Raw genomic sequence first — 21,623 nt, forward strand, 5'->3', positions numbered from 1 at the left:
TTAGCTCATGCAACCTTGGAGGTTTACTATGGATCGGCGAACTTTCCTGACTGCGGTGTTTGGCATTGCCGGAGCAGCTGCGCTTGCAAGCGCTGTCCGCCCAATCAACGCAATGGCCGGTGTTCCAAGCGTGGGACCCGGCATCCTTGATGAACTCGAAACGCCACAAAGACAGGATCTCGATGAAGGAGGCCAGGCGGAAGTCGAGCAGGTTTCCCACCGGGACTGGCACTACGGCCCCCGCCGTCGCCGGCGGGGTTGGCGACGGGTTTGCCGTAGTTACTGGCGACATGGTCGCCGTCGCGTCCGGTGCTATCGCAGACGCGGTCCTTCGGTCATCTTGCGATTCTAATTAGTTACTGCTGCACGAGGCCCGTTCCGGCTCGAGCCCCGAGAAGGGGCCGATGTGATGTTTATTTGGCGAGCAGAAGAAAATGATATTGGCCCGGAAATCGAATGAGAGTGGCAATGCGGACACTCCTGCAAATGACAACCTCGATGCTAATATGTCTAGGTCGTTGGACGCTGCGTCGAATGACGAGGAAAACCTTGCTGCCCTAGTCACGCGGACCGAGCGCAGGGCTATTTTGGTGCTTCTGGGAATGGGCGGATGGTTGATGCTCGTCCCCGCCATTTATGTGGTGCTGACCCACGGGATATGAGCGAAACAATCTCCGTTTCGCGAAGTCGCCAAGCGCGGAGGGCGTCTCTGCTTGTGGTCAGCCGAAAATTGATGGCCATGAACGAACAGCAGACCCTCGAGAAATTGGTGCCCGAGCCGTCTCCACGGTGCAGAACAATAAGGTGCTGCTCGCGGCCGCCGTTCTAGTTTTTGCCTTTTGCGCTCTGGTCGGAATATGGTTTTTTAGACCCTAGACACCCTTCGCCTGGGCATAAGGCGACGGCTTCGGGGGCATGGCGGCCACGTATGTCGTGAACTCGCGCTCAAGCGGTGCCACCGCTGCGTCTTTGGTGTCCTCCCTGCCTCGCTGACCGCCATGGACCCGCCAGCGCTTGTCGTTCGTGCTGATCGACCAGAACCATTTGTCCTTGCTGGGCCCGTGCTGTTCGCCAAGCACCCGGCCGACGCCGGAGCCGAGGAACGACGGCTCGAAATCTTGGGGACTAACGGTCTGGCCTCCAATCACAGTTCGAGCCCAATCGAGCCATAGCCGCGCGCCACGACCCCGGACAAACCGAGCTGCGTCGACGATGGTGGGGAAAGACCCGATCACCTCGCCGTCTTCTAGGACCTCATAGCCATCGGCCGCGGTGTCGCGGACCTTCAATCGATCAGCCGGAATGCGATCATCCTTCGTATGGCCTGTCAGTCGACTAAGCCCGCATCCTGGTATCGAAGCGCCTTATCGATCGCCTTAGAGGCGCTGCCTGTATCTTCCTCGATTTCAGCTCCTAAAGCCCAGCGTCCTCGCGTCGGCAAAGAGCATCTCCGTCAGCCGAAATATCGTCGGTCTCGTGAATGTTGTTTGCAATCCATTTGAAGAGGAAATTCGTCCCACGTGTACTCATCAGCCCACTCTCGGTCAGACGTCAAAAAGATCGTCGGGGCCGTGGCCCTTCACATCGATGATATCGGGACGGTCGATCTCGTCGATATTGTCCGGTGTGTTGTTTCGTGGGCTCCCGACCCGATTGCCGATAGGCCACATCTTCATGAGGTCGGACGGGTACGCCTTCATCAGGTCGCGAGGATCGGGCTCCGGTCCGAGCCAGCGCATGTAATCAGCAGGCGCCAGGATCACCGGCATCCTGTCATGGATGGTCGCCATTATCTCGTTCGGCTCGCAGGTGGCAATTGCAAAGGTGCGGATCAGCTCACCCGTGACCTTATCGGCATACTCTTCCCAGATCCCGGCCATGGCGAAGGGCTCGTCATCCTTCATCGCAATGGCGTAAGGCTGTTTCCTCTTGCCCGACGCGTCTAGCTTCTGCCATTCGAAATACCCGTCTACTGGCACCAGGCAGCGCCGTGACGCATAGGCTTTGCGAAACATGCCATTGCTCGCGATGGTCTCGCAGCGAGCATTCACGGGCGGCGGTCGGCCGCCCCCATCACGAGCCCAGCCGGGGACAAGTCCCCATCTCGCCGACACAAAGCCGGCCATGGAGGTGGAGAGTTCCGCGCGGATGATAATCGGATAGCTCAGGCTCGGCGCGCCATTCCAGATCGGAAAGCCGTTGCCCATGCGTTCGACGTCGCCAGGATGGGCAAACTCGAAACGCCGCACCATGTCAGGGATTGTCGTCTTGACGAAAACGCGTCCACACATGAGATCACCACCCTGTCGTTGCGGAAGACCAAAATGGGAACGCTTCGGGAACGAGTCAAGCTTTGCTGAACTTCGCCCTTCCCTTGTGCCGACTATAAACAGCTGGGGTGCGTGGGCTTCCCGGATGATCTTGGCGGCTTCGTCTCTCGTGATGCCGACCTTGCGGGCATAGTAGGCGGCTTCCGTTTCGAGCGCGCCCTATGGTGGGGCTTCAATCGCCTGCTTTGCTTTATGCTTCGCTTTCTTGCCCATGGCTAATCATAGCACATTTGAGGGTCAAGGCGTGCCGCCTTCGCGATTTCCAAGGCTTCGGCTATAACCTCAAATACGCTCGGCACTTCCTCGCTGATTTCGGCGGTGGGAATGCCGGCCTTGTCGGCCGCCCTCATTGCCTTGTCCGCAAGGTCGCTGATGACGATCGGATCGTCGGTCGCGCTCTCAGGCAGCTGTTCCGCCATCCATTTGTCGAGGAAATTGATGCCGCGTGTGGCCATCGTCGCCGCCATAAGCCGCTGCTCCCGTACCGTTTCGTTTTTATTGGCTGTCAAGCCGATCTGGCGGCCAGCAACTCACGGCCATGTGATGGAGCAGAAATAGCGGCGCCTCGTTGTCGGCCGCACCGTCCAATCAGGAGTCACGATGGAGAAGACTTTCAACCGTCTTGCGGGGGCCGTTGCACATGCGACCGGCCGCCCTTGGGCATTCGCGCTTTGTTTGGCATCCGTCATCATCTGGGCGGCAACTGGCCCCATGTTCCACTATTCGGAAACGTGGCAGCTCATCATCAATACCGGCACCACGATCATCACGTTTTTGATGGTGTTCCTGATCCAGAACACTCAAAACCGCGACGGTGCGGCAATCCAGGCTAAACTTGATGAGTTGATACGATCAGGCGCAGGCAAGAATGACTTCATCGGGATTGAGCATCTGACCGAAGCCGAAGTCGACGCCTTTAGAAAAGCCTGCGCTCAAGCAAAGCAAACCAAGGAAGCGACGACTAATCCCCGTTCCCAGTCTTCTGTCTGTCGGTAGATGCCGTTCGCTCGATGTTCGCCAGCTCATTGTCGATCTGATCGGGCGTGCCGTGCTCCAAACCAACGACCTCGTTGCGAGCCGTCTCCAACGAGACGATGATCTCGTTAAGCTTCGCTTGCATGGCTGCGGTATCGCGATAGTTCTGAAGCAGCACCACCCCGGTTAGGCCGATCGCTGCGATCGACAGGATGTCGGCAGCGAGAGTGTTGCTCATCACAAGGACGCAAGCCACCGCCGCGGCGAGCAGCGCTATAAACCCCAGCGGCTTGGAGAAGAATTCCGCCAAAAAATATAGTGGTCGGTGCATCCGAGTGTCCTCCCATGAACCGGTAGACATGATTGACCTGATCATTGGGCGCTAGTTTCTACGGGCCGCTCGATGGCCGCCTCGTCGACTCCGGCTTCCATCTGATCGCTGACAGGCTTGGCCTTGACCGCACCATCGAGGGGAACACCATCGAATCCCTGCAGCCAAGCATCGCCCCACTCTTGCCAATACTCTGGCTCGGCACGTTCCGTTCCGTCCTTCCGTGCCTGCGCGCCATACATCCAGAGATAGCCGGCGCGCTCCTGGTCCTTCTTAGCCACGGCCATCAGTTTTCTCCTCGCGGAAATCCTGTAGTGAAGCGTGCCGCAGATCCTCCTCGCCGCGCAAGTGCTTCACGCGTCCAATGATGCCGGGCTTAACCCATTGCGTCGCCGGCCGCTTCATCCCCATGGGCGGGGACCCGCCATGTTCCTGGACTCGCTTCCACAGGCGTTCACGGATGGCCCGGCTGGAATTGATGAATGCCGAGCCGACATACCTCCCAGTTGCGCGGTCCGCCATGAGCGCGAAGGCCGGCTTGCCCGCCTCCCTCTCTACGCCCAGAAGCTCGTATTCGTCGATCGAGTAGCATTTCGCCTTCAGCCAATTGGTGGACGGGCCGCTGCGATATCTGCTGTCGCGCCGCTTCGACACCATCCCTTCAAGCCCAGCCTGGTCCAGCCGATGATAGATGAGCTTGGCATCGCCAGGCAGAGGCTCGCTGAACTGGATGCGGCCGCCAGGCTCGATCATACTCGCCAGGATCTCGCGCCGCTCGTCCAGTGCCATGTCGCGCAGGTCATGGCCGTTGAGGTGCAGCATATCGAAGGCGACGAAATAGAGATCGTGCTGCCGGCGGGTGATGGTCTTGCGCAATTCCCCGAAGTCGGACAGCCCGGCTTCGTTCAGCACGATGATCTCGCCGTCCACAATGGCGCTTTCGGCGCCGAGGCGGTCGGCCACTTTGACCAGGTCGCGATACTTCGCTGTCCAGTCGTGACCGTTGCGCGTGGAAATACGGTGCCGTCCTCGTCGACGATAAGCTGTGAGCGATATCCGTCGAATTTCACCTCATGAATCCAGTCGTCACCTTCCGGGGGTTGGTCGACAAGGGTCGGCATCAGGGCGGGACGAACTTCAAACGCATTCACAAAAACTCATGACAGAACGGGACTCAAGCCACAAAGCCCAAGTCGGTTCCGGAACATTTTAGCTAAGTTGAATGTTACAATCGATTACGTGTTCAGACGAGCAAAAACATGGCTAGAGGTCCAAGAGTTGGCGACGAAATCACCCTAACGGCTACCATCCTGAAAGTGATGGAGGACGGCATGTCGAGCGTTAGCATTCCCTCCTACAATTCATCGACACACCAAAGAAAGCGAAGGCCGGCCTGAAGGTCGACGTTCGCGGTTTCGCTACTCGGGTCGATGACGACGACGGGAAGATAACGGTCCGGATCGATGGAGGGGGGTTGGTGACGGTGGACGTCGACGCGATCGCAGATCTCGCGACGACTTCGCTGGTAAACGTTCGCGAGTAGCTGATGGAACCGGGAGACGCCTTCGATGTTCTTTTTTTCAGGAGGAACCACAATGACTGATGACAAGAGCAAACGCGATTTCCGTGACCGCGACCGCGTATCAGGTGACGAGGAATATGAGGTCGGCTATTTCGCCAGCAAGTTCCAGCTTACGATCCCTGAAGTGCGGGAACTTATCAGAAAGCACGGCAACGATCGTGAGACACTGGAGCGCGAGGCAAAAGCGCTCAGTAGCCGATGACGAAGCTATCCGATCTTGGCCCGCCATCCCCGGCAAGCTACACGGCAGTGATCTGATCCGTGAGGAGGGTCATTTCTACAATTGCCCGAACTTCGGTCAGCGGGTCGATCAGAGAGATTTCCGGCAAGTGTTTTGGCATGAGGAGCCAGGGCACGAACCGTTGGAGCCCGAGCCCTAGGCGACAATTATCCGGCGCAGGAAATAAAAAGCCCGCCGCCCCATTCACGGCAGCGGCGGGCGCTAGGCTTGCTCGGGGCGTTGGAACCCGGCGGCAGTCCAACCTGTAGAGTCCGCCATTGTTCCAGCCTGTGTGGGGCATCAGACCTTTGCGCCGTAGCCCTAAGACCTTAGCCTCTAGCTGCTTTGGGTAGGAGCCTCGCCAGCGCGCGTTTACACCCAACCGCCATGCCGGCCAGTGCTATCTCGCGCGAATAACGGTCCGGTCGCGATTGCAGCGACCACAGATGCCCTTGTCGCGGTCGAAGTCGGACGTGGTTCCAAGTGCCCCCGTGATCTGGGCGACATGGGCTGGGGTTATATTCAGTTGATCTACGATGCAGCTATCGCAGACGGCGTCTGGTTTGTGAGTGGTGATCCACGAATTGATGCGCTGGGCTGTGCTCATTTACATGCGTCCGCTCGCTTGCCGAACCGTTATTCGGTGTAGTTCTCTGCTTCTAAACGACCAGTCCTAGTGCTTACGAATGGCCGGCGCGATATTGCCCGGTGAGACAACAGTGAAACCCGCGCCGGCCACTGCGGCAACTTGAGGGAATCGCCGCCTGCCGGAATTAGCGCACGCTAATGGGCCGACAATTGCTTGGTAAAAAACGTACAGACGAATCCCGTTGAACCCTTGAAAAACAGGGATATGAATCGCAAAATCGCTGGCTGGCAGTTGAGGGCGTCGGCGCTTGGTGAGTTCGCAAAGCTCCCGACCATCCTTTGGGAGTTGGGATCATGGACCAGAGCCATGGGAAAGAATCTATCTCAGCCTTCGCGTTTGACATTGTCCGCGAGGCTTTCCGAAAGTCTATAGTCGAGACCAAGCTGGCTGAAGAGCATTGGGCAGACCACGTCAAGTCGCTCGTCCGCGACTTCACAGGATGCGAGCCAGACCAATCCATGATCGACCGGATTATTGGGCGCTAGTCGCTTCGCTGTGCCTGATTTGGCACGAGTATAACTGGCGACGTGTGTCCCAGAATTACCACGGCAGCTAGCCACAAGCCGACAGCCATAAACAGCAGGACCGCGAAGGCGATGAACAGCACGCGCATGGGCCTGATTTAGCACACCAGAAATGAAAAAGCCCGCCAGCCGTGAGGCCAGCGGGCGGTAGTGAAGCGCTAGGGATCGACCCAGCCCGATCAAACTAGAGGCAAGTTTTATAAAAAGCAAATATTAGTTATCACTAATTGACCGATGATTCGACGATGAGGGCGGGATGCCTTATCAAATCAGGGAATATCTCGCGGGGCGGCTGATCGCCGAATACCGCGCTGAGGCGCCAACGTCCTACAGAGCAGTTGAGATGGCCACTGGAAGGGTGGTTACGCCTCACCAATCGGGAAACTACTTCCTTGAAGTCACAGATGGAATCAGCGGACGCGTTTCGGTTTACGAGTATGCCGACTTGCCGTACTGAAACGAAAAAGCCCGCCGCTCATAGGGGGAGCAGCGGGCGAGCTTTGGAACTGCCGCAAAGGATCGGCGAGCATTTTTAGCACTGATTTGTGTTTCTGCCACTGGGCAGGGAAACAAATGAGCCCGCGACCTTTCGGCAGCGGGCAAGGTCTCATGGGGGGAAAGCACTGAGGTCAGTGCTACTGCCGAAGCTCGCGAGCGTCAGAATGTTCCATGTTGCCGACCGATACCGGAAAAAAGCCCGCTACCGGGAAGCGGCAGCGGGCCAGGGTCTGGAGTAGCTGGGATCAACCAGCATAGGTCAACCAGCGGTGATGGGGTTGGTTGCCTGAGCATTACTGCCCGCTAGATCCCCGACCAGCAATTAAGTCTCGTCAAACCGACCTTCCCGGGTGGGATGACGGGCGATGGCGGCCTCCTCTTCATCGTCGGGCAAGGCGTCGTCGCTGTTCTGATAAGCGTTGTCGTCGTCTTCCTCGACAACTTCACCATCCTTTTCGATAACCGCATTCATTTCGAGATTGTCGTCGCGGTCGGATTCGATTCCGATAGTCTCGCCCTCACCATGGACCTGATCGCGATCCCAGTCGTTGGTCTTGTCGGGCGTTTTGACGACTGCTTCGCGAGTCTCCCGGTCTGTGTCCTTGCGGGGATCGGGGCCGGGCATATCGCGCGATGATTTGGGTTGCATGGGGTGGTTCTCCTTTGAAGACAAACCACTTCGGACATTCAAGGTTCCCTCACCCACCTCGCAGCACGCGCCAGATGTCGTGCCAATATGCGGTGACCAGAAGCGATGCCAGAGCCGCAGCCGCCATCCCTGTCACACCCAAGGGCGCCGTCCAGCGGTCACTTCGGCTGTCACTTCCTTGACGCTGGTCATGTCGGCATTGAGCTTGCTTCCCAGGTCAGTTGAATCGAAAAAGAACCCCACCCGCCGAAGCTGAGACTGAAAATGATGTTGTGGCTATGCATCTACCACCGCGGCGCGATACCGCCCGTAGCCGACCTTCACGAGCAGGCCTTCCTTGCACATCCGGGACAAGTAACAGCGGGGGATTCCTGCATTTGACAACTCACAGGTCCGCACCTCACCGCCCTTGCGAGCCAGAGCAACAGCTTGGTCGCGAAGTGACGGCTGGCGAACACCCGCAAGGCGAAGTGCCTCCGCACGGTCTCGGTCGCGTTTTCGCATCTTGAGTGCTTGCGGCGCATTCTGGCGAAGAGCTATAGCGAATTCGTAATTCGCGGCTTCACCGATCCCGGCGAGCCAAATCTTTTCAATGATTTAGCAAGGTACCAAGCCGAAGATTTTTCGGCTATGTACGGCATATGTACGCTCGATCGAGTTGCTCCTACTGATCAAAAGGACGCGCCGTGGATTTCCGCGAGATCATGAAAGGAAATGAATCTGGGCTGGAGAAGGCGATTCGTCTCGAAGCTCAAGAAGGCCTTCAACTCGATTTCAATCGCTCCGCTAGCGACAAAGACGGTGGCAATGTTTACGGCCGACCGCAAGCTCGCCAACGATGGCCGCCGGGCGATGGCGAAAGCGCTTTCAGCAATTCCGCAGGTGGCGTTATAGTCCTCGGCGTCGAATGCCGGAAGAATGCAGAAGGCGTGGATTACGCCCAACGACACTCAGCTCAGTGAGTTCGTCGGCAAGCGATCTGCTGCAGCCTAAGAACGGCGGAATCCGGGTGGAAGGCTTCGCTTCGAAAGTCGATCCCTCCAAGGGACATCTGGTCATCGAGGCTCCGCGCTCAGAGCGGCGCCCGCATATGTGCCAGATGACGCGGCAGTACTTCAGACGATCAGGTAGCAACAGTTTCACGATGGAGCATTTCGACATCGAAGACGCGTTTAAGCGCGCGTCAGTGCCGATCTCGCCTTGAGGACCATGTTTCGGCGGTACTCTTCCTCCGGGCCGCAAGCTCAATTCCAACTCGAGCTCTGGTTGGAGAATGTTGGCGAGGCCACCGCGTTTTTCCCGTCCAAGTGGAATGGGACGGTGTGACCCGCCGACCGTGAGGCTGCGGGCCATTATTCTCGACGGGAATTTTGATCAGAACCCAATGTGGGCAATCCCCGGCGCGACGGCATCGGCCAAGACCGCGAAGCATCTGCTTGCCTTGGGCATGACCCTCTCCGGTGAAGGCAAGACCGCTGTCAGGCCCGGTGTCGGCCTTCTCGGCCTCAGCGATCTCGTTAGGATTTCTTATCGCCGTTTGGATTGGGTACCGGTGCCTCTCGCACGTCTCGCGGTGGCGGATCGACGTGTTTAAGTTCTGACGGTGCTTCTTCGTCGCGACGATCGAGAGGCACCTTCTTCGGCTCGGGCCTCGATGGCGGTTCCTTGATCTTGTTAGGCATAATCCAGTTAACCGGAACGCCGGTCTCTTGTTCCCGTTGGGAGCCGAAAAAACTGAAAGCCCGAGGAACCGGGGGCGTTGAAGAGCGTTCTCTCGCATGCTCAAAAAGATCGTCTTTGCTGCTGTGCTGTTCCAGGTCGCTGGCTTCTCGGCTCTCCTGACTCAGACGGTTCTCTTCGCGTCATCCACCGCTACCCAGGCCGCGAACGTGCAGCCACGGGCATCCGTCACGGTCACAGAGAAAGAATGCGCCAAGGCGACGTGGCCGGATATTCCCGATCATTGCCTCAAGCGGATTGAGGCGAGGAAGCTCATCACGATGACCCTAGTGGCGACCGGGCAATAACAAGCACGCCGTTGCACGCGCGGAGCGATCTTGCAAAGCTTGTGCCGCCCAATCAGCCCTTGCCGGTCGACGCCGGCCATCTCCTCTCATCATCAATCCACCCAATTTAAGTCAGGGCGCTGTGCTTGAAAGCGCAATGATTCCTGCTACTTGCGGCGTGGGGACAATGTGTTTGGGCTGGGCAAGAATTGGCAATGACTTCAGTGAATATGGAATGCCTTCGCTGTCATGGCAGCGGCAGGGTTTTCGATTGTTCCAAATGGTATGCGTCAAATGGGCATTGCTGCCCGCAAGGGACCCATCGGACCGGTTGCCCCGGAAAGACGATCGCCTGCTCGGGATGTGCCGGCCTGGGGAAGCTGGCGGAGCCGCCGCTGAGAGCTGTCGCATAGCCCATGATCGGGTCGCATGCCGCTGATGACGAGCGCGGCCCCGACGCGCCCGACCGGCTGGCTTATCTTACTCCACCGGTGGTTCTTCAGGTGGTGGCGTCAAAACCGTGATGTCCATCCTGGCGATCTTGGATGCCGCGCGACCTTGCGCACCAGCATCCACGTCGCCGGTTGCGGCAACCATAATTTTGGCGAGATGTCCCACGGAGTCTGCGCTGCGACCTGGCGCAAAACCTTCGCCCGTTTCGGGCTTTCCCACTGCTGTTTGTTTTTCCGGCACTTGCCGATGTTGAGTTGCGATCGCGGAAACCATTGAAACCTCCTGTGGTAACGCCTCGAACCTTATATTAGCCATGGCTGTTGCGAGGCTGGCCTGGCGGCCCCTGTGCCAGCAGCCGCACTCATCGCCGACTCGCAATTGGCCGCCAGCCCAACTCTGCCGCACCGCACGAGGTCCACTGAACCCGGCGCTTGGCGCTACCTTGCACGCAACTGGCCGCCGCGCGATGCTTGGTGCCAAGGTTGGAGAGAATCATGCGAAAAAATCTGATGTCGGGGCTGCTGCTCGCGGTCGCCCTTGCCGCACACCCCGCTTGGGCGCTGGACAGCAGCGGCACGCCGGTCGTGGTGACGCCCCTGGCATCACGCACGACGACGGCGTCCGGCCAGCCGATCACCCTGCCGCAGAAGAACGTGCAGGTGCTGGTGTCGACCTACGACGTCGCGCCAGGCGCGACCTTGCCGGTCCACAGACACCCCTTCCCGCGCTACGCCTATGTACAGGCCGGCACGTTGAAGGTCACCAATGTCGAGACCGGCAACAGCAACACCTACAAGACTGGCGATTTCATCATCGAAATGATCGGCCAGTGGCATCAGGCCACCAATATCGGTGATATCGAGGTCAAGCTGCTGGTGATCGATCAGGTCGAGGAAGGCGCCAAGAACACGGAGTTGCGCCAGTAGCGGCCAAGGCCGGTATCGGTGGCCTGAGGCCGGGAGGAGGCGCTCCGCGCTTCACCACATCGTTACGTACAACCTACCTGCCCCAGGCGTCTCACCCCCAGGCGCCTACCATCTGCCGTGTCGTGGCGTTCAGCCGGTTGAAGGCGTTGATGAGTGCGATCTGGATGACCAGCGCGGCAAGCGCCTTTTCATCATAGTGCCGGGCGGCCTCGTCCCAGACATCGTCCGGCACCGCGTCAGGCCTGTCGGCGAGCCGTGTGCCGGCTTCAGCCAGCGCCAGCGCCGCGCGTTCCGCATCAGTGAAGTAAGGCGTCTCCCGCCATGCCGCCAGCGCAAAGATGCGCTCGTCCTTTTCGCCTGCCTTCTTCAGTTCGCGCGCATGCATGTCAACGCAGACGGCACAGTTGTTGATCTGGCTGGCGCGCAGATGGATGAGCTTGCGCGTGACATAGGGCACGTCGGCCGCCTCGGTCGATTTGTCCAGCGCCAGCAGCGCCTGCACGGATCCGGGAATGAGCACCACCGGGTTTTTGATCCTTGCTTGCATGGTCTTTATCCTTCGAGTGTTTCATCAGGGGGGTGTTTTGCCGGCTCGGATGCATGCATCCGGATCTGAGAGTTTGAAAAGATCTCTCGGCAGCTAATCTATAACCAATTGGCTATGGATTATTCATAACTATATGGTTATGAGAGTGTCAAGTGGAGAAATGTCGCTTGGCCCAAATGGGGGCGCGCTGTTCATGCTTTCGCGCCAACCGGCCTGATGCTAGGGCTGTCGGCGACATCATGGATCGGGTAGCCCTTGACCAGAGAAACTCGCCTGCCGCTGATCGAAATCTGTGTCGAAGGCATTGACGGCCTTTTGGCCGCGCAAGCTGCCGGCGCCGACCGGGTTGAACTGTGCGCCAGCCTCATCGAAGGCGGCATCACCCCGAGCCTTGGCACGGTGCGCGCCGCGCTCGAGCAGGCAAGCGTGCCGTTTCACGTCATGGTGCGGCCGCGCGGCGGCGATTTTCTCTACAGCGACACCGAATACGCCTCGATGCTGGCCGATGTCTCGGCACTGCGCGATCTCGGCGTGCCCGGCGTGGTGTTCGGCTGCCTGAACGCCGACGGCACCATTGACGAGGTGCGCATGAGCGAACTGACGCACGCCGCCTGCACCTTGAACGTCACCTGCCACCGCGCCTTCGACATGACGCGCGACCCGTCCAAGGCGCTCGAATCGCTGATCCGCTGCAAGGTCGGCCGCGTCCTGACCAGCGGCCAGCGCGACACGGCAGTCGAAGGCGTTTCACTCCTGGCGCATCTGGTGCGGCAGGCCGGCGACCGCATAGTCATCCTCGGCTGCGGTGGGCTCGATTTGCACAACATCGCCGAAGTGCGCAGCAAAACCGGCCTGTCCGAAATGCATTTCGCCGCCCTCAAGGATGTGCCGAGCGCCATGCACTACCGCAATCCCCATGTCGGCATGGGCGGCTCCGACCTCGACCGCGAGTATCGCAACACGTTGACTGACACCGACCTCGTGGCAGCTACCATCGCGGCGGCCAAGGCATGAGCGCGGCTCCTGCCCCGATAGTTCGCGTATCGGCCGAAGACGAAGCGGCGATCCTGGCGCTCAACAATGAGCACGCCGCCGAACTGTCGTGGCTGGAGGCTGAGCGGCTATCCTTCCTGCTTGGCGAAGCATTTTACGCGCGCCGTATTGGGGACCTCGAAGCCTTCATCATGACCTTCGACCAGGACGCCCGCTACGACAGCCCGAATTTCTTGTGGTTCGGCGAACGCTACGAGCGCTTCGTCTATGTCGACCGTGTGGTGGTGGCGGCGCAAGCGCGTGGCCGCGGCCATGCCCGCCGTCTCTATCAGGACTTGTTCGAACATGTCGTGCGTGCCGGCCATACGCTGGTCACCTGCGAGGTCAACACCGACCCGCCGAACCCCGCCTCGGATGCCTTTCACGCCGCCCTCGGCTTCACCGAGGCCGGTGACGCGGTGATCCATGGCGGTAAGAAAGCGGTGCGCTACTACGTCAGATCGTTGCAGGCATAGAGGGCCGAGCGCGCCGCAAGGTGGCCTGAACGGCCCTAATGCCTCACCAGTTGCGGTTGAGCCATTCGCGCGCCGGGCGCTCGATGAGGTAGTAGCTGCAGAGCGCGCAGGCAAAGACGCCCGCCAGCATCGGGATCGGCGCGCTGCCTTGCTCATGGACGAATTTGTAGAACGGCTGCTGCCACAGATAGAGCGAGTACGACCACAACCCCAGCGTCGCCATCGGCCAGGAGGACAGCAATCCGGAAAAATACCGGAGGCTGAAATCGAGCATATTGACGGCCAGGGCGAGCAGCGGCACAGCGAACAGATAGTGGATCGGCGTCGGCACCGGATCGAAGAACAGCAGAACGGCGCAGATCGATGCCGCCAGGGCCACATGCTTGCCTCGCAAGGCCGCCGGCAGCCTGCCATCGGCCTTGAGCAGGCAGATCGAAGCCGACAGCAGGATCGACGCGATATGCACGTCGGTGCGCCAATAGGTGGTTTCGTAGTCCATCCCGAAGACCCAGTACGAAACCGCGCCGTTGGCCATGGCCAGCAACGCCAGCGCCAGAAGCAGCACGACGACGCGAGAGCGACTTGAAACGATAACGCTGATCAGCGCCAGGATGATATAGGCGTGCTCCTCGATGCAGAGCGACCAGATATGGTCGAGCGCCCCTGCCCGCGTCACGAGAATGCCGGCATAATTGTAGGTGAATGTCAGCGCCGTCAGCGCCGCCTTCCATTTGAAGGCGATGAACGTGCCGGAGAGCGCAATCATCGCGACGACCACGAAGATCAGGAGCGCCGGATAGATGCGGGAAAAGCGGCGCTTGAAGAATTTCTTCAGCGGGTAGCGTTCGATGAACAGGATTTCGCCCATCAGCCGGCCGCTGAGCACGAAGAAGAATTCGACGCCCAGCACGCCGAGATTGATTCCGGGAACGGGAAAGAAATGGCCTATCAGCACCAGGGCGATCGACAGGCCGCGCCAGCCGTCGAGATAGGCCAGTCTTGTTCTCGCCGGTCTGTCGACTGCGGACCGAGATGGAACGGCATGCGTCGCGGAGATGTCGGTCATGCCGATCCTTTTGCATTAGGCATGCGAAAGGGCACGGCGGTACACTCCGAACCCGGCTCGCATTCCCCGCCCAAGCCATATTGCAGTGCAAGATAAATTTGTGCAAGCGCGAGATCGCTGCCGGGCCAGTGCCGGGCGAAGTATCGGGTGGAATTGCTTCAAGGAGACAATTGCTGCACGGCGGCGATTCCATCAGCAACTGGACGGGTACAAGTCACCACACACGAAAAAGGGCCCGAGGGCCCCTTTCCTTGTCTGCAACTCATCGTGTCAGAGAGTCATTTAGTGATGGTTTAGAGAACCGGAGCGCAGCGGACATTTGGGTCCGCGAGCACCGGAAGCGCAGAAAACGCCATCAGATGGCCGCCAGAGTAGAGTTTCCAAACAGTTTCTCAGGCGTTGGCGGCAGCCACCGCGCGCTTGGCCATCACCGCGATCAGATTGGCGCGATAGTCGGCCGAGGCGTGGATGTCGGTCATCAGATTCTTCGCCGGCACTTTCACGCTGTCGAGCGACGAGGCCGCGAAATTCTTGGCCAACGCGGCCTCGATCTCCTTCGAACGGAAGACGCCGTCGTCGCCGGCGCCGGTAACAGCGACGCTGACGCCATCCTTGCCCTTGGCCACGAACACGCCAACGATGGCGTAGCGCGATGCCGGGTTGCGGAACTTTTCATAGGCCGCCTTGGCCGGCGCGGTGAAGGTGACGGCGGTGACGATTTCGCCATCCTTCAACGAGGTCTCGAACAGGCCCTTGAAGAACTTGTCTGCCGCAATCTCGCGCTTGTTGGTGACGATGGTGGCGCCCAACGCCAGCAGCGCCGCCGGATAATCGGCCGCCGGATCGTTGTTGGCGATCGAGCCGCCGATCGTCCCCTTGTGGCGCACCGCCGGATCGCCGATCAGCGATGCCAGATGGGCAATTGCCGGACACGCTTTCTTCAGCTTCTCGTCGTTGGCAACGGCGTGATGCGTGGTGGCAGCGCCGATGGTGACCGTCTTGCCCGACACCTTGACGCCCTGCAGCTCCTTGATCCGCGACAGGTCGACCAGGTCTGAAGGCGCGGCGAGCCGCGTCTTCATCGCCGGGATCAGCGTCATGCCGCCCGAAAGCAGCTTGGCGTCACCTGTCTTGATCAGCTTGGCGGCATCGGCGACCGAGGCGGCGCGGTGATAATTGACCGAATACATGCTCGTCCTCCTCAGTGTTTCGTCGTCGCGCGGATCGCTGCCCACACGGTGGACGGCGAAGCCGGCATGGCAAGATCGTTGCTGCCGATGGCGTCGGTGATGGCGTTGATCACCGCCGGCGGCGAGCCGATGGCGCCGGCCTCGCCGCAGCCCTTGATGCCGAGCGGATTGCCCGGGCACGGCGTGTTCGAGGTCGAGACCTTGAACGACGGCAGGTCGCCGGCGCGCGGCATGGTGTAGTCCATGTAGCTCGCGGTCAGCAATTGGCCGCTATCGTCATAGTGGGCGCCTTCGAGCAGCGCCTGGCCGATGCCTTGCGCCAGCCCGCCATGCACCTGGCCCTCAACAATCATCGGGTTGATGATGTTGCCGAAATCATCGGCGGCGACGAACTGGATGATCTCGGTCGTGCCGGTTTCCGGGTCGACCTCGACCTCGCAAATGTAGCAGCCGGCCGGGAAGGTGAAATTCGATGGATCATAGAACGCCGTCTCCTTCAGCCCCGGCTCCATGCCGCCCGGCAGATTATGGGCGGTATAGGCGGCGAGCGCCATCTGGAACCACGGAACGTTCTTGTCGGTGCCGGCGACTTTCAACGCGCCGTTCTCGATAATGATGTCGCCCTCGTCAGCCTCGAGCAGATGTGCCGCGATCTTCTTGGCCTTGGCCTCGACCTTGTCGAGCGCCTTGACGATGGCCGACATGCCGACCGCGCCGGAACGAGAGCCATAGGTGCCCATGCCCATCTGCACCTTGTCGGTGTCGCCATGGACGATCGAGACGGAATCAAGCGGCACGCCGAAGCGCTCGTTGACCAATTGCGCGAAGGTCGTCTCATGACCCTGGCCGTGGCTGTGCGAGCCGGTCAGCACCTCGATCGTGCCGACGGCATTGACGCGCACCTCGGCACTTTCCCAAAGGCCGACACCGGCGCCCAGCGACCCAACCGCCGCGGACGGCGCGATGCCGCAGGCCTCGATGTAGCAGCTCATGCCGATGCCGCGCAGCAAGCCCTTCTTGGCGGCCGCCGCCTTGCGCTTGGCGAAGCCGGCATAGTCCGACGCCTTCATCGCCGCGTCGAGCGAAGCCGCGTAGTCGCCGGCGTCATAGCACATGATGACCGGCGTCTGATGCGGGAAGGAGGTGACGAAATTCTTGCGCCGCAACTCGGCGGGTGAAACGCCGAACTGGCGCGCAGCGGTCTCCATCATGCGTTCCATGACGAAGGTCGCTTCCGGCCGCCCTGCCCCACGATAGGCATCGACGGGCGCGGTGTTGGTGTAGATCGCCTTCACATTGGCGTGGATGGCGGGGATGTTATACTGGCCCGAGAGCAGCGTCGCGTAGAGGTAGGTCGGCGTCGCCGACGAAAACAGCGACATATAGGCGCCGAGATTGGCTTTGGTCTCGACCTTCAGGCCAACAATCTTGTGGTCCTTGTCGAAGGCCATTTCAGCATGGGTGTGATGGTCGCGGCCATGCGCGTCGGTGAGGAAGCTTTCGGTGCGATCGGCCACCCATTTGACCGGCACGCCGGTCTTCTTCGACGCCCACAGGCAGACGATCTCTTCGGGATAGATGTAGATCTTCGAGCCGAAGCCGCCGCCGACATCGGGCGCAATCACGCGCAGCTTGTTTTCCGGCGCGACGTTGTAGAAGGCGCTCATCACCAGCCGCGCCACATGCGGGTTCTGCGAGGTCGTCCAGCAGGTGTAGTGGTCCTCGGCCTTGTCGTAATGGCCAAGAGCCGCACGCGGCTCCATGGCGTTGGGAACCAGCCGGTTATTGATGATGTCCATCTTGACCACATGGGCCGCCGTCTTGAAGGCCGCGGCCGTGTCGTCGGCATTGCCGATGTCCCAGTCGAAGATCAGATTGTTGTCGGCTTCGGGATGGATCTGCGGTGCGCCCTTGTCCATCGCCTTGGAGGCATCGACGACGGCCTTCAACTCCTTGTAGGTGATCTCGACCGCCTCGGCGGCATCGCGCGCCTGCCCCTTGGTCTCGGCCACCACGACCACGACGGCGTCGCCGACATAACGGACCCGGTCGAAAGCCAGTGGCGACCACGCCCCCATCTTCATCGGCGAGCCATCCTTGGAGTGGATCATCCAGCCGCAGATAAGGTTGCCGATACCGTCGGCCTTGAGTTCCTTGCCGGTCAGCACGCCGATGACGCCGGGCATGGCTTGAGCCTTCTTGACGTCGATCTTCTTGATCTGCGCATGCGCGTGGGGGCTGCGCACGAAGGCGGCGTGCTTCATGCCGGGAACCACCATGTCGTCGACATAGCGGCCGGCACCGGTGATGAATCGTTTGTCTTCCTTGCGCGCGACCCGAGCGCCAACACCTTCAATGCCCATCAGAAATTCCTCCCGAAATGCTGAAATAGCGAATAGTGAGTAGCGAATAGGGAGTAGTGAAAATGGAGAGCCGCGTTCAGTCAGTGGAATACTGACTATTCGCTACTCCTATTCGCTGCTCCCTTCATCTCACGCAGCCTGTTTTGCCTTGCCCTTCGCCGCCTTGGACATCGTCTTCGATGCGGCGAGGATCGCCTTGACGATGTTGTGGTAGCCGGTGCAGCGGCAGATGTTGCCTTCGAGTTCGGCGCGCACCGTCGCCTCGTCGAGGCCTTCGGGGTGGCGGTTGATCATGTCGGTCGCCGTCATGATCATGCCCGGCGTGCAGAAGCCGCACTGCAGCCCGTGATATTCCTTGAAGGCGGCCTGCACCGGATGCAGGTCGGCGCCATTGGCCAGGCCCTCGATCGTCACCACGGTCGAGCCGGAGGCCTGCACCGCGAGCATCGTACAGGATTTGACCGCCTTGCCGTCGACATGGACGACGCAGGCACCGCATTGCGAGGTGTCGCAACCGACATGCGTGCCGGTAAGGCCGAGATTTTCCCGCAGGAAGTGAACCAGAAGTGTTCGGTCCTCGGCAGCACCGCTGACCCGTTTTCCGTTCACCATCAACGAAACGTCCGACATGAATCCTCCCTGGGTATCAACCTTGATCATCACGCTGCCGACGCGGTGTCGGCGCGTCAGTCATGCGTTATTCGTACACCGCACAACGCACAAAAAACAGCACGTCGCAAACGCGGCACATTGTACTTTCGGTCATGGCCGAGCCCAAACGCGAAGTCCCGGTCGCCCCATTGCCAAAATACCGATTGAGGGCAACAATGTTGGCCGACGCCCGCGCGCCAGAAGCATGTAAAAGCAGCCGCGCACAAAAAAGCGTTGGAGGAATGCGGAGAACATCGCTGGCCAGTTCACGGACGCGCTATGCATGCGGCCTGTCGGCGCTCACCACGGATGAGCCCGACATGGATACGTTCGCCAGGGCGATCGCGCTGGAAGCAGCCGCCATCGACGCCGGCTTTGCCCTGCTGTTCTTTTCCCAGAGCCTGGTCGAGGCCGGCGCCCTTTCCCAGGCGCTCATGACCCACGCGCCGGCGCTCCACCACGCAGGCTGCTCGACCGCCGGCGAGATCACGCCACAAGGTCTCGAGGACGGCCACGTGCTCGCCATGCTGCTTCCGTCCGCCGCGTTCACCGCCGTCAGCGTGATGGTCGACAATTTGTCGTCGTCTGGCATGGACAGGATCACCAGCGAGGTCGAGGCCTTGCGGCGGTCCATGCGCATGCGCCTGGGTTGCGATCGGACCCAAGGCACGTTCGCGCTCTGCTTCATCGACGGGCTCTCCTATGCCGAGGAAGCCGTAAGTTCGGCCATCCATTGGGGCCTCGACGACATACCGCTGCTCGGCGGCTCGGCCGGCGACGACCTGAAGTTCGAGACGACGCGCCTGCTCTCGAACGGCAAGGTCACCTCCGACAGCGCCATCATCGTGTTGATCGCCACCGAAATTCCCTTCCATGTCTTCAAGACCGACAATTTCGTCCCCACCGATGAAAAACTGGTGGTGACGGCGTCCGATCCCGATCACCGCATCGTGCGCGAGTTCAACGCCACGAATGCGGCGGAGGAATATGCCGCCTCCGTCGGCATCGTCGCGCAGACGCTGACGCCGCTGAGCTTTGCGTCGCACCCGGTGGTGGTGAAGGTGGGCGGCGAATATTACTGCCGGTCGATCCAGAAGATGCATCCCGATGGCTCGCTGTCGTTCTTCTGCGCCATAGACGATGGCGTCGTGCTGTCGATCGCCCAACCCAAGGACATGGTCGAAGCGACGCGCGCGGCACTGCGCGATGTCGAGGAGAGGCTTGGCAGCATCGACATGATCATCGGCTTCGACTGCGTGCTGCGCCGACTGGATGCGCGCAACCGGCAGGTGTTTCGCGATATCTCGGAGCTCTACCGGGTCAACAATGTCATTGGCTTCGGCACCTATGGCGAACAGTACCGGTCGATGCATCTGAACCAGACTTTTACCGGCATCGCCTTTGGCGAACGCCAGGCGGCGGAATAGGACGGCGCAACAAGATGCCGCTGAGGGACATAAACGATCTTGAAAAGCTGAAGAAGATCAACGCGGCGCTGGTCAGCCGCGTCGAACGGTCGATGGACCAGCAAGGCAATGCCTTCTCGCTGTTCCAGACCGCGATTTCGCTGGAAAATCGAGTGCGCACACGCACCGAGGAACTGCATTCGACGCTGCGGCGGCTGGAGCAGTCGAACATCGACCTCAGCGCCGCCAAGGAAAATGCCGAACTGGCGAACCTGTCGAAGACCCGCTTCCTCGCCGCCGCCAGCCACGACGTGCTGCAGCCGCTGAACGCGGCCCACCTCTCGGTTTCGGCGCTCGCCGAAGTGCAGACCAGCGACGAGGGCAAGAAGCTGGTGCGGCAGGTCGAGCGCTCGCTGGAGACGATGGAGGACCTGCTGCGCACGCTGCTCGACATCTCCAAGCTCGACGCCGGCGTGGTGCAGCCCGGCATAAGCGACGTCAGCCTGGAGGCGCTGTTCTCGTCGCTGCGCTCGGATTTCCTGCCGGTGGCGGAACTGAAGGGGCTGTCGCTGAAATTCCGGCAGGTCAATGCCGTGGTCCGCTCCGACCGCACGCTGCTGCGCCGCATCCTGCAGAACATTCTTTCCAACGCGCTGGGCTATACACGCTCGGGCGGCGTGCTGGTCGGCACCAGGCATCGCGGCGACACCATCCGCATCGACGTCGCCGACACCGGTTGCGGCATTCCCGACGACCAGCGCGAGGCGGTGTTCGAGGAATTCCACCGCGGCACCTCGTCGGCCAATGCCGAACTGGACGGCGGCGGCCTCGGTCTCGGGCTCGCCATCGTGCGCCGCATGGCCAGCGCGCTCGGCCATCCCGTGACATTTTCATCGAGGGTCGGACGCGGCACGATCTTCCACATCGATGTTCCCGTCGGCATCGGCGCCCCGGCCGACGCCATCGCCAGCCTTGCCGACATGGAACGGCCGCGCGGCTACGGCCTGTTCGGCACCAAGGTGCTGCTGGTCGAGAACGATGTCGAAGTGCTGCAGGCCATGACCTTCCTGCTCGAACGCTGGCAATGCCTGGTGCGGGCCGCGACCTCGACCGACGATGCCCTCGACATGCTTGGCGACACCGACTGGGTGCCCGACATCGTGATTGCCGACCAGCATCTCGACGGCGGCGATCTCGGCACCGCCACCATCGCCGAAGTCCGTGATTATCTCGGCCGCGCCGTGCCGGCGCTGATCGTCACCGCCGACAGTTCCGAAGCCGTCGCCAAGGCGGCGCGCGCCGGCGGCATAGAACTGATGCGCAAGCCGCTGAAGCCGGCGCAACTGCGCGCGCTGCTGGCGCATTTGCTGGCATAGCTTGATACCCTCCCACAACTGGGAATGTCAGCCTCAAAACCCTGCCTGATCCCGAAACAGCTCCGCATTGTCCAGCTTCGAAACCTCGATCACCGCTTGCGTCCGGCTATAGACATTGAGCTTGCGCAGGATTTCCGAGACATGCGCCTTCACGGTGGTCTCCCCCACCTGCAGCTCGTAGGCGATCTGCTTGTTGAGCAGGCCCTGGCGCAGCATCTGCAGCACGCGCAGCTGTTGCGGCGTCAGCGTCGACAGGCGCTGCACCATGTCGGCGCGAATTACGGTGACAGTGCACTTTTTGCCATATTCGTCCGACCGCCATTATGCGTAGATTGCCCCCATGGCTCGCCTCGCTCGCATTGTCGTTCCCGGT

22 protein-coding genes and 2 pseudogenes are annotated in these 21,623 nt (G+C 60.5%); 9 read left to right on the top strand and 15 right to left on the bottom strand.

The features are described 5' to 3' along the window. Positions 1-872: 872 nt before the first annotated feature. From ASD99_RS11270 to ASD99_RS11280, 3 genes are all read right to left on the bottom strand, one after another. The gene (locus tag ASD99_RS11270; RefSeq protein ID WP_057143693.1) at positions 873-1,289 is read right to left on the bottom strand and encodes a hypothetical protein; all 417 of its coding nucleotides are present in this window, start codon (positions 1,287-1,289) and stop codon (positions 873-875) included. 255 nt (positions 1,290-1,544) lie between these two features. Then, the gene (locus ASD99_RS11275; RefSeq protein WP_057143694.1) at positions 1,545-2,291 is read right to left on the bottom strand and encodes an SOS response-associated peptidase; all 747 of its coding nucleotides are present in this window, start codon (positions 2,289-2,291) and stop codon (positions 1,545-1,547) included. A 254-nt stretch (positions 2,292-2,545) separates the two neighbouring features. Then, the gene (locus tag ASD99_RS11280; RefSeq protein ID WP_057143695.1) at positions 2,546-2,797 is read right to left on the bottom strand and encodes a DUF768 domain-containing protein; all 252 of its coding nucleotides are present in this window, start codon (positions 2,795-2,797) and stop codon (positions 2,546-2,548) included. 133 nt (positions 2,798-2,930) lie between these two features. Here ASD99_RS11280 and ASD99_RS11285 point away from each other — a divergent pair, with 133 nt between their 5' ends. After that, on the top strand, positions 2,931-3,326 hold the full coding sequence (locus ASD99_RS11285) for a low affinity iron permease family protein (protein ID WP_057143696.1): 396 nt from the start codon (positions 2,931-2,933) through the stop codon (positions 3,324-3,326). Here the strand turns inward: ASD99_RS11285 and ASD99_RS11290 are convergent. The 3 genes and pseudogenes from ASD99_RS11290 to ASD99_RS11300 form a co-directional block, all read right to left on the bottom strand. Next, positions 3,292-3,636 carry a low affinity iron permease family protein gene (locus tag ASD99_RS11290; protein WP_057143730.1) on the bottom strand — a complete coding sequence of 115 codons (345 nt, stop codon included), beginning with the start codon at positions 3,634-3,636 and terminating at the stop codon, positions 3,292-3,294. The genes ASD99_RS11285 and ASD99_RS11290 overlap by 35 nt on opposite strands. 41 nt (positions 3,637-3,677) lie before the next feature. Beyond that, complete coding sequence (locus ASD99_RS11295; protein ID WP_057143697.1) at positions 3,678-3,923, bottom strand: hypothetical protein; 246 nt, start codon at positions 3,921-3,923, stop codon at positions 3,678-3,680. Beyond that, positions 3,910-4,783, bottom strand: a pseudogene (locus tag ASD99_RS11300) (RNA ligase family protein). The gene ASD99_RS11295 and the pseudogene ASD99_RS11300 overlap by 14 nt, the downstream one beginning before the upstream one ends. A 448-nt stretch (positions 4,784-5,231) precedes the next feature. Here ASD99_RS11300 and ASD99_RS11310 point away from each other — a divergent pair. Beyond that, the gene (locus ASD99_RS11310) at positions 5,232-5,420 is read left to right on the top strand and encodes a DUF3606 domain-containing protein (protein WP_057143699.1); all 189 of its coding nucleotides are present in this window, start codon (positions 5,232-5,234) and stop codon (positions 5,418-5,420) included. A 2,011-nt stretch (positions 5,421-7,431) separates the two neighbouring features. Here ASD99_RS11310 and ASD99_RS11325 read toward each other — a convergent pair. Both ASD99_RS11325 and ASD99_RS35440 read right to left on the bottom strand, forming a co-directional pair. Then, on the bottom strand, positions 7,432-7,758 hold the full coding sequence (locus ASD99_RS11325; protein WP_057143702.1) for a hypothetical protein: 327 nt from the start codon (positions 7,756-7,758) through the stop codon (positions 7,432-7,434). 276 nt (positions 7,759-8,034) lie between these two features. After that, positions 8,035-8,262, bottom strand: coding sequence for a type IV toxin-antitoxin system AbiEi family antitoxin domain-containing protein (locus ASD99_RS35440; protein ID WP_156388974.1), 228 nt, complete (start codon positions 8,260-8,262; stop codon positions 8,035-8,037). Between the two features lie 182 nt (positions 8,263-8,444). On the opposite strand from ASD99_RS35440, the gene ASD99_RS33280 reads away from it, so the two are divergent. Together ASD99_RS33280 and ASD99_RS11340 are read left to right on the top strand one after the other, a co-directional pair. Further along, a complete protein-coding gene (locus ASD99_RS33280) occupies positions 8,445-8,720 on the top strand; it encodes a hypothetical protein (protein WP_156388975.1) in 276 nt (91 codons plus the stop codon). A gap of 816 nt (positions 8,721-9,536) precedes the next feature. Beyond that, entirely contained in the window at positions 9,537-9,785 is a 249-nt protein-coding gene (locus tag ASD99_RS11340) for a hypothetical protein (RefSeq protein WP_057143705.1), read from the top strand. Between the two features lie 459 nt (positions 9,786-10,244). Here the strand turns inward: ASD99_RS11340 and ASD99_RS32115 are convergent, their stop codons facing one another. Beyond that, a complete protein-coding gene (locus ASD99_RS32115) occupies positions 10,245-10,490 on the bottom strand; it encodes a hypothetical protein (protein ID WP_082583241.1) in 246 nt (81 codons plus the stop codon). Positions 10,491-10,711: 221 nt separating this feature from the next. On the opposite strand from ASD99_RS32115, the gene ASD99_RS11345 reads away from it, so the two are divergent. Continuing rightward, positions 10,712-11,143, top strand: a complete 432-nt coding sequence (locus ASD99_RS11345; protein WP_056596036.1) for a cupin domain-containing protein — start codon at positions 10,712-10,714, stop codon at positions 11,141-11,143. A 91-nt stretch (positions 11,144-11,234) separates the two neighbouring features. On the opposite strand, the gene ASD99_RS11350 is transcribed toward ASD99_RS11345, so the two are convergent. Further along, positions 11,235-11,690 carry a carboxymuconolactone decarboxylase family protein gene (locus ASD99_RS11350; protein ID WP_056596039.1) on the bottom strand — a complete coding sequence of 152 codons (456 nt, stop codon included), beginning with the start codon at positions 11,688-11,690 and terminating at the stop codon, positions 11,235-11,237. A 255-nt stretch (positions 11,691-11,945) separates the two neighbouring features. Between ASD99_RS11350 and ASD99_RS11355 the strand changes: the two genes are divergently transcribed. Together ASD99_RS11355 and ASD99_RS11360 are read left to right on the top strand one after the other, a co-directional pair. After that, positions 11,946-12,704, top strand: coding sequence for a copper homeostasis protein CutC (locus tag ASD99_RS11355; RefSeq protein WP_057143706.1), 759 nt, complete (start codon positions 11,946-11,948; stop codon positions 12,702-12,704). Continuing rightward, the gene (locus ASD99_RS11360) at positions 12,701-13,198 is read left to right on the top strand and encodes a GNAT family N-acetyltransferase (RefSeq protein ID WP_056596045.1); all 498 of its coding nucleotides are present in this window, start codon (positions 12,701-12,703) and stop codon (positions 13,196-13,198) included. Before ASD99_RS11355 ends, ASD99_RS11360 begins: the two co-directional genes overlap by 4 nt. Before the next feature lie 43 nt (positions 13,199-13,241). Here the strand turns inward: ASD99_RS11360 and ASD99_RS11365 are convergent, their stop codons facing one another. The 4 genes from ASD99_RS11365 to ASD99_RS11380 all read right to left on the bottom strand — a co-directional run bounded on the left by ASD99_RS11365 (position 13,242) and on the right by ASD99_RS11380 (position 18,447). Then, entirely contained in the window at positions 13,242-14,264 is a 1,023-nt protein-coding gene (locus tag ASD99_RS11365) for an acyltransferase family protein (protein WP_056596048.1), read from the bottom strand. Positions 14,265-14,656: 392 nt separating this feature from the next. After that, on the bottom strand, positions 14,657-15,454 hold the full coding sequence (locus ASD99_RS11370) for an FAD binding domain-containing protein (RefSeq protein WP_056596051.1): 798 nt from the start codon (positions 15,452-15,454) through the stop codon (positions 14,657-14,659). Between the two features lie 11 nt (positions 15,455-15,465). Continuing rightward, positions 15,466-17,817 carry a xanthine dehydrogenase family protein molybdopterin-binding subunit gene (locus ASD99_RS11375; RefSeq protein ID WP_057143707.1) on the bottom strand — a complete coding sequence of 784 codons (2,352 nt, stop codon included), beginning with the start codon at positions 17,815-17,817 and terminating at the stop codon, positions 15,466-15,468. A 129-nt stretch (positions 17,818-17,946) separates the two neighbouring features. Next, entirely contained in the window at positions 17,947-18,447 is a 501-nt protein-coding gene (locus ASD99_RS11380) for a (2Fe-2S)-binding protein (protein WP_057143708.1), read from the bottom strand. 263 nt (positions 18,448-18,710) lie between these two features. Here ASD99_RS11380 and ASD99_RS11385 point away from each other — a divergent pair, with 263 nt between their 5' ends. Continuing rightward, on the top strand, positions 18,711-19,895 hold the full coding sequence (locus ASD99_RS11385) for an FIST signal transduction protein (protein ID WP_244497700.1): 1,185 nt from the start codon (positions 18,711-18,713) through the stop codon (positions 19,893-19,895). A gap of 14 nt (positions 19,896-19,909) precedes the next feature. Then, on the top strand, positions 19,910-21,250 hold the full coding sequence (locus tag ASD99_RS11390) for a hybrid sensor histidine kinase/response regulator (RefSeq protein WP_057143709.1): 1,341 nt from the start codon (positions 19,910-19,912) through the stop codon (positions 21,248-21,250). A gap of 33 nt (positions 21,251-21,283) precedes the next feature. On the opposite strand, the pseudogene ASD99_RS11395 reads toward ASD99_RS11390, so the two are convergent. After that, positions 21,284-21,526 (bottom strand): annotated as a pseudogene (locus ASD99_RS11395) (response regulator transcription factor); the annotation flags it as partial. Between the last annotated feature and the right edge of the window lie 97 nt (positions 21,527-21,623).

Origin of the sequence: Mesorhizobium sp. Root695 (assembly GCF_001428185.1) — a bacterium.
Taxonomy (GTDB): domain Bacteria; phylum Pseudomonadota; class Alphaproteobacteria; order Rhizobiales; family Rhizobiaceae; genus Mesorhizobium.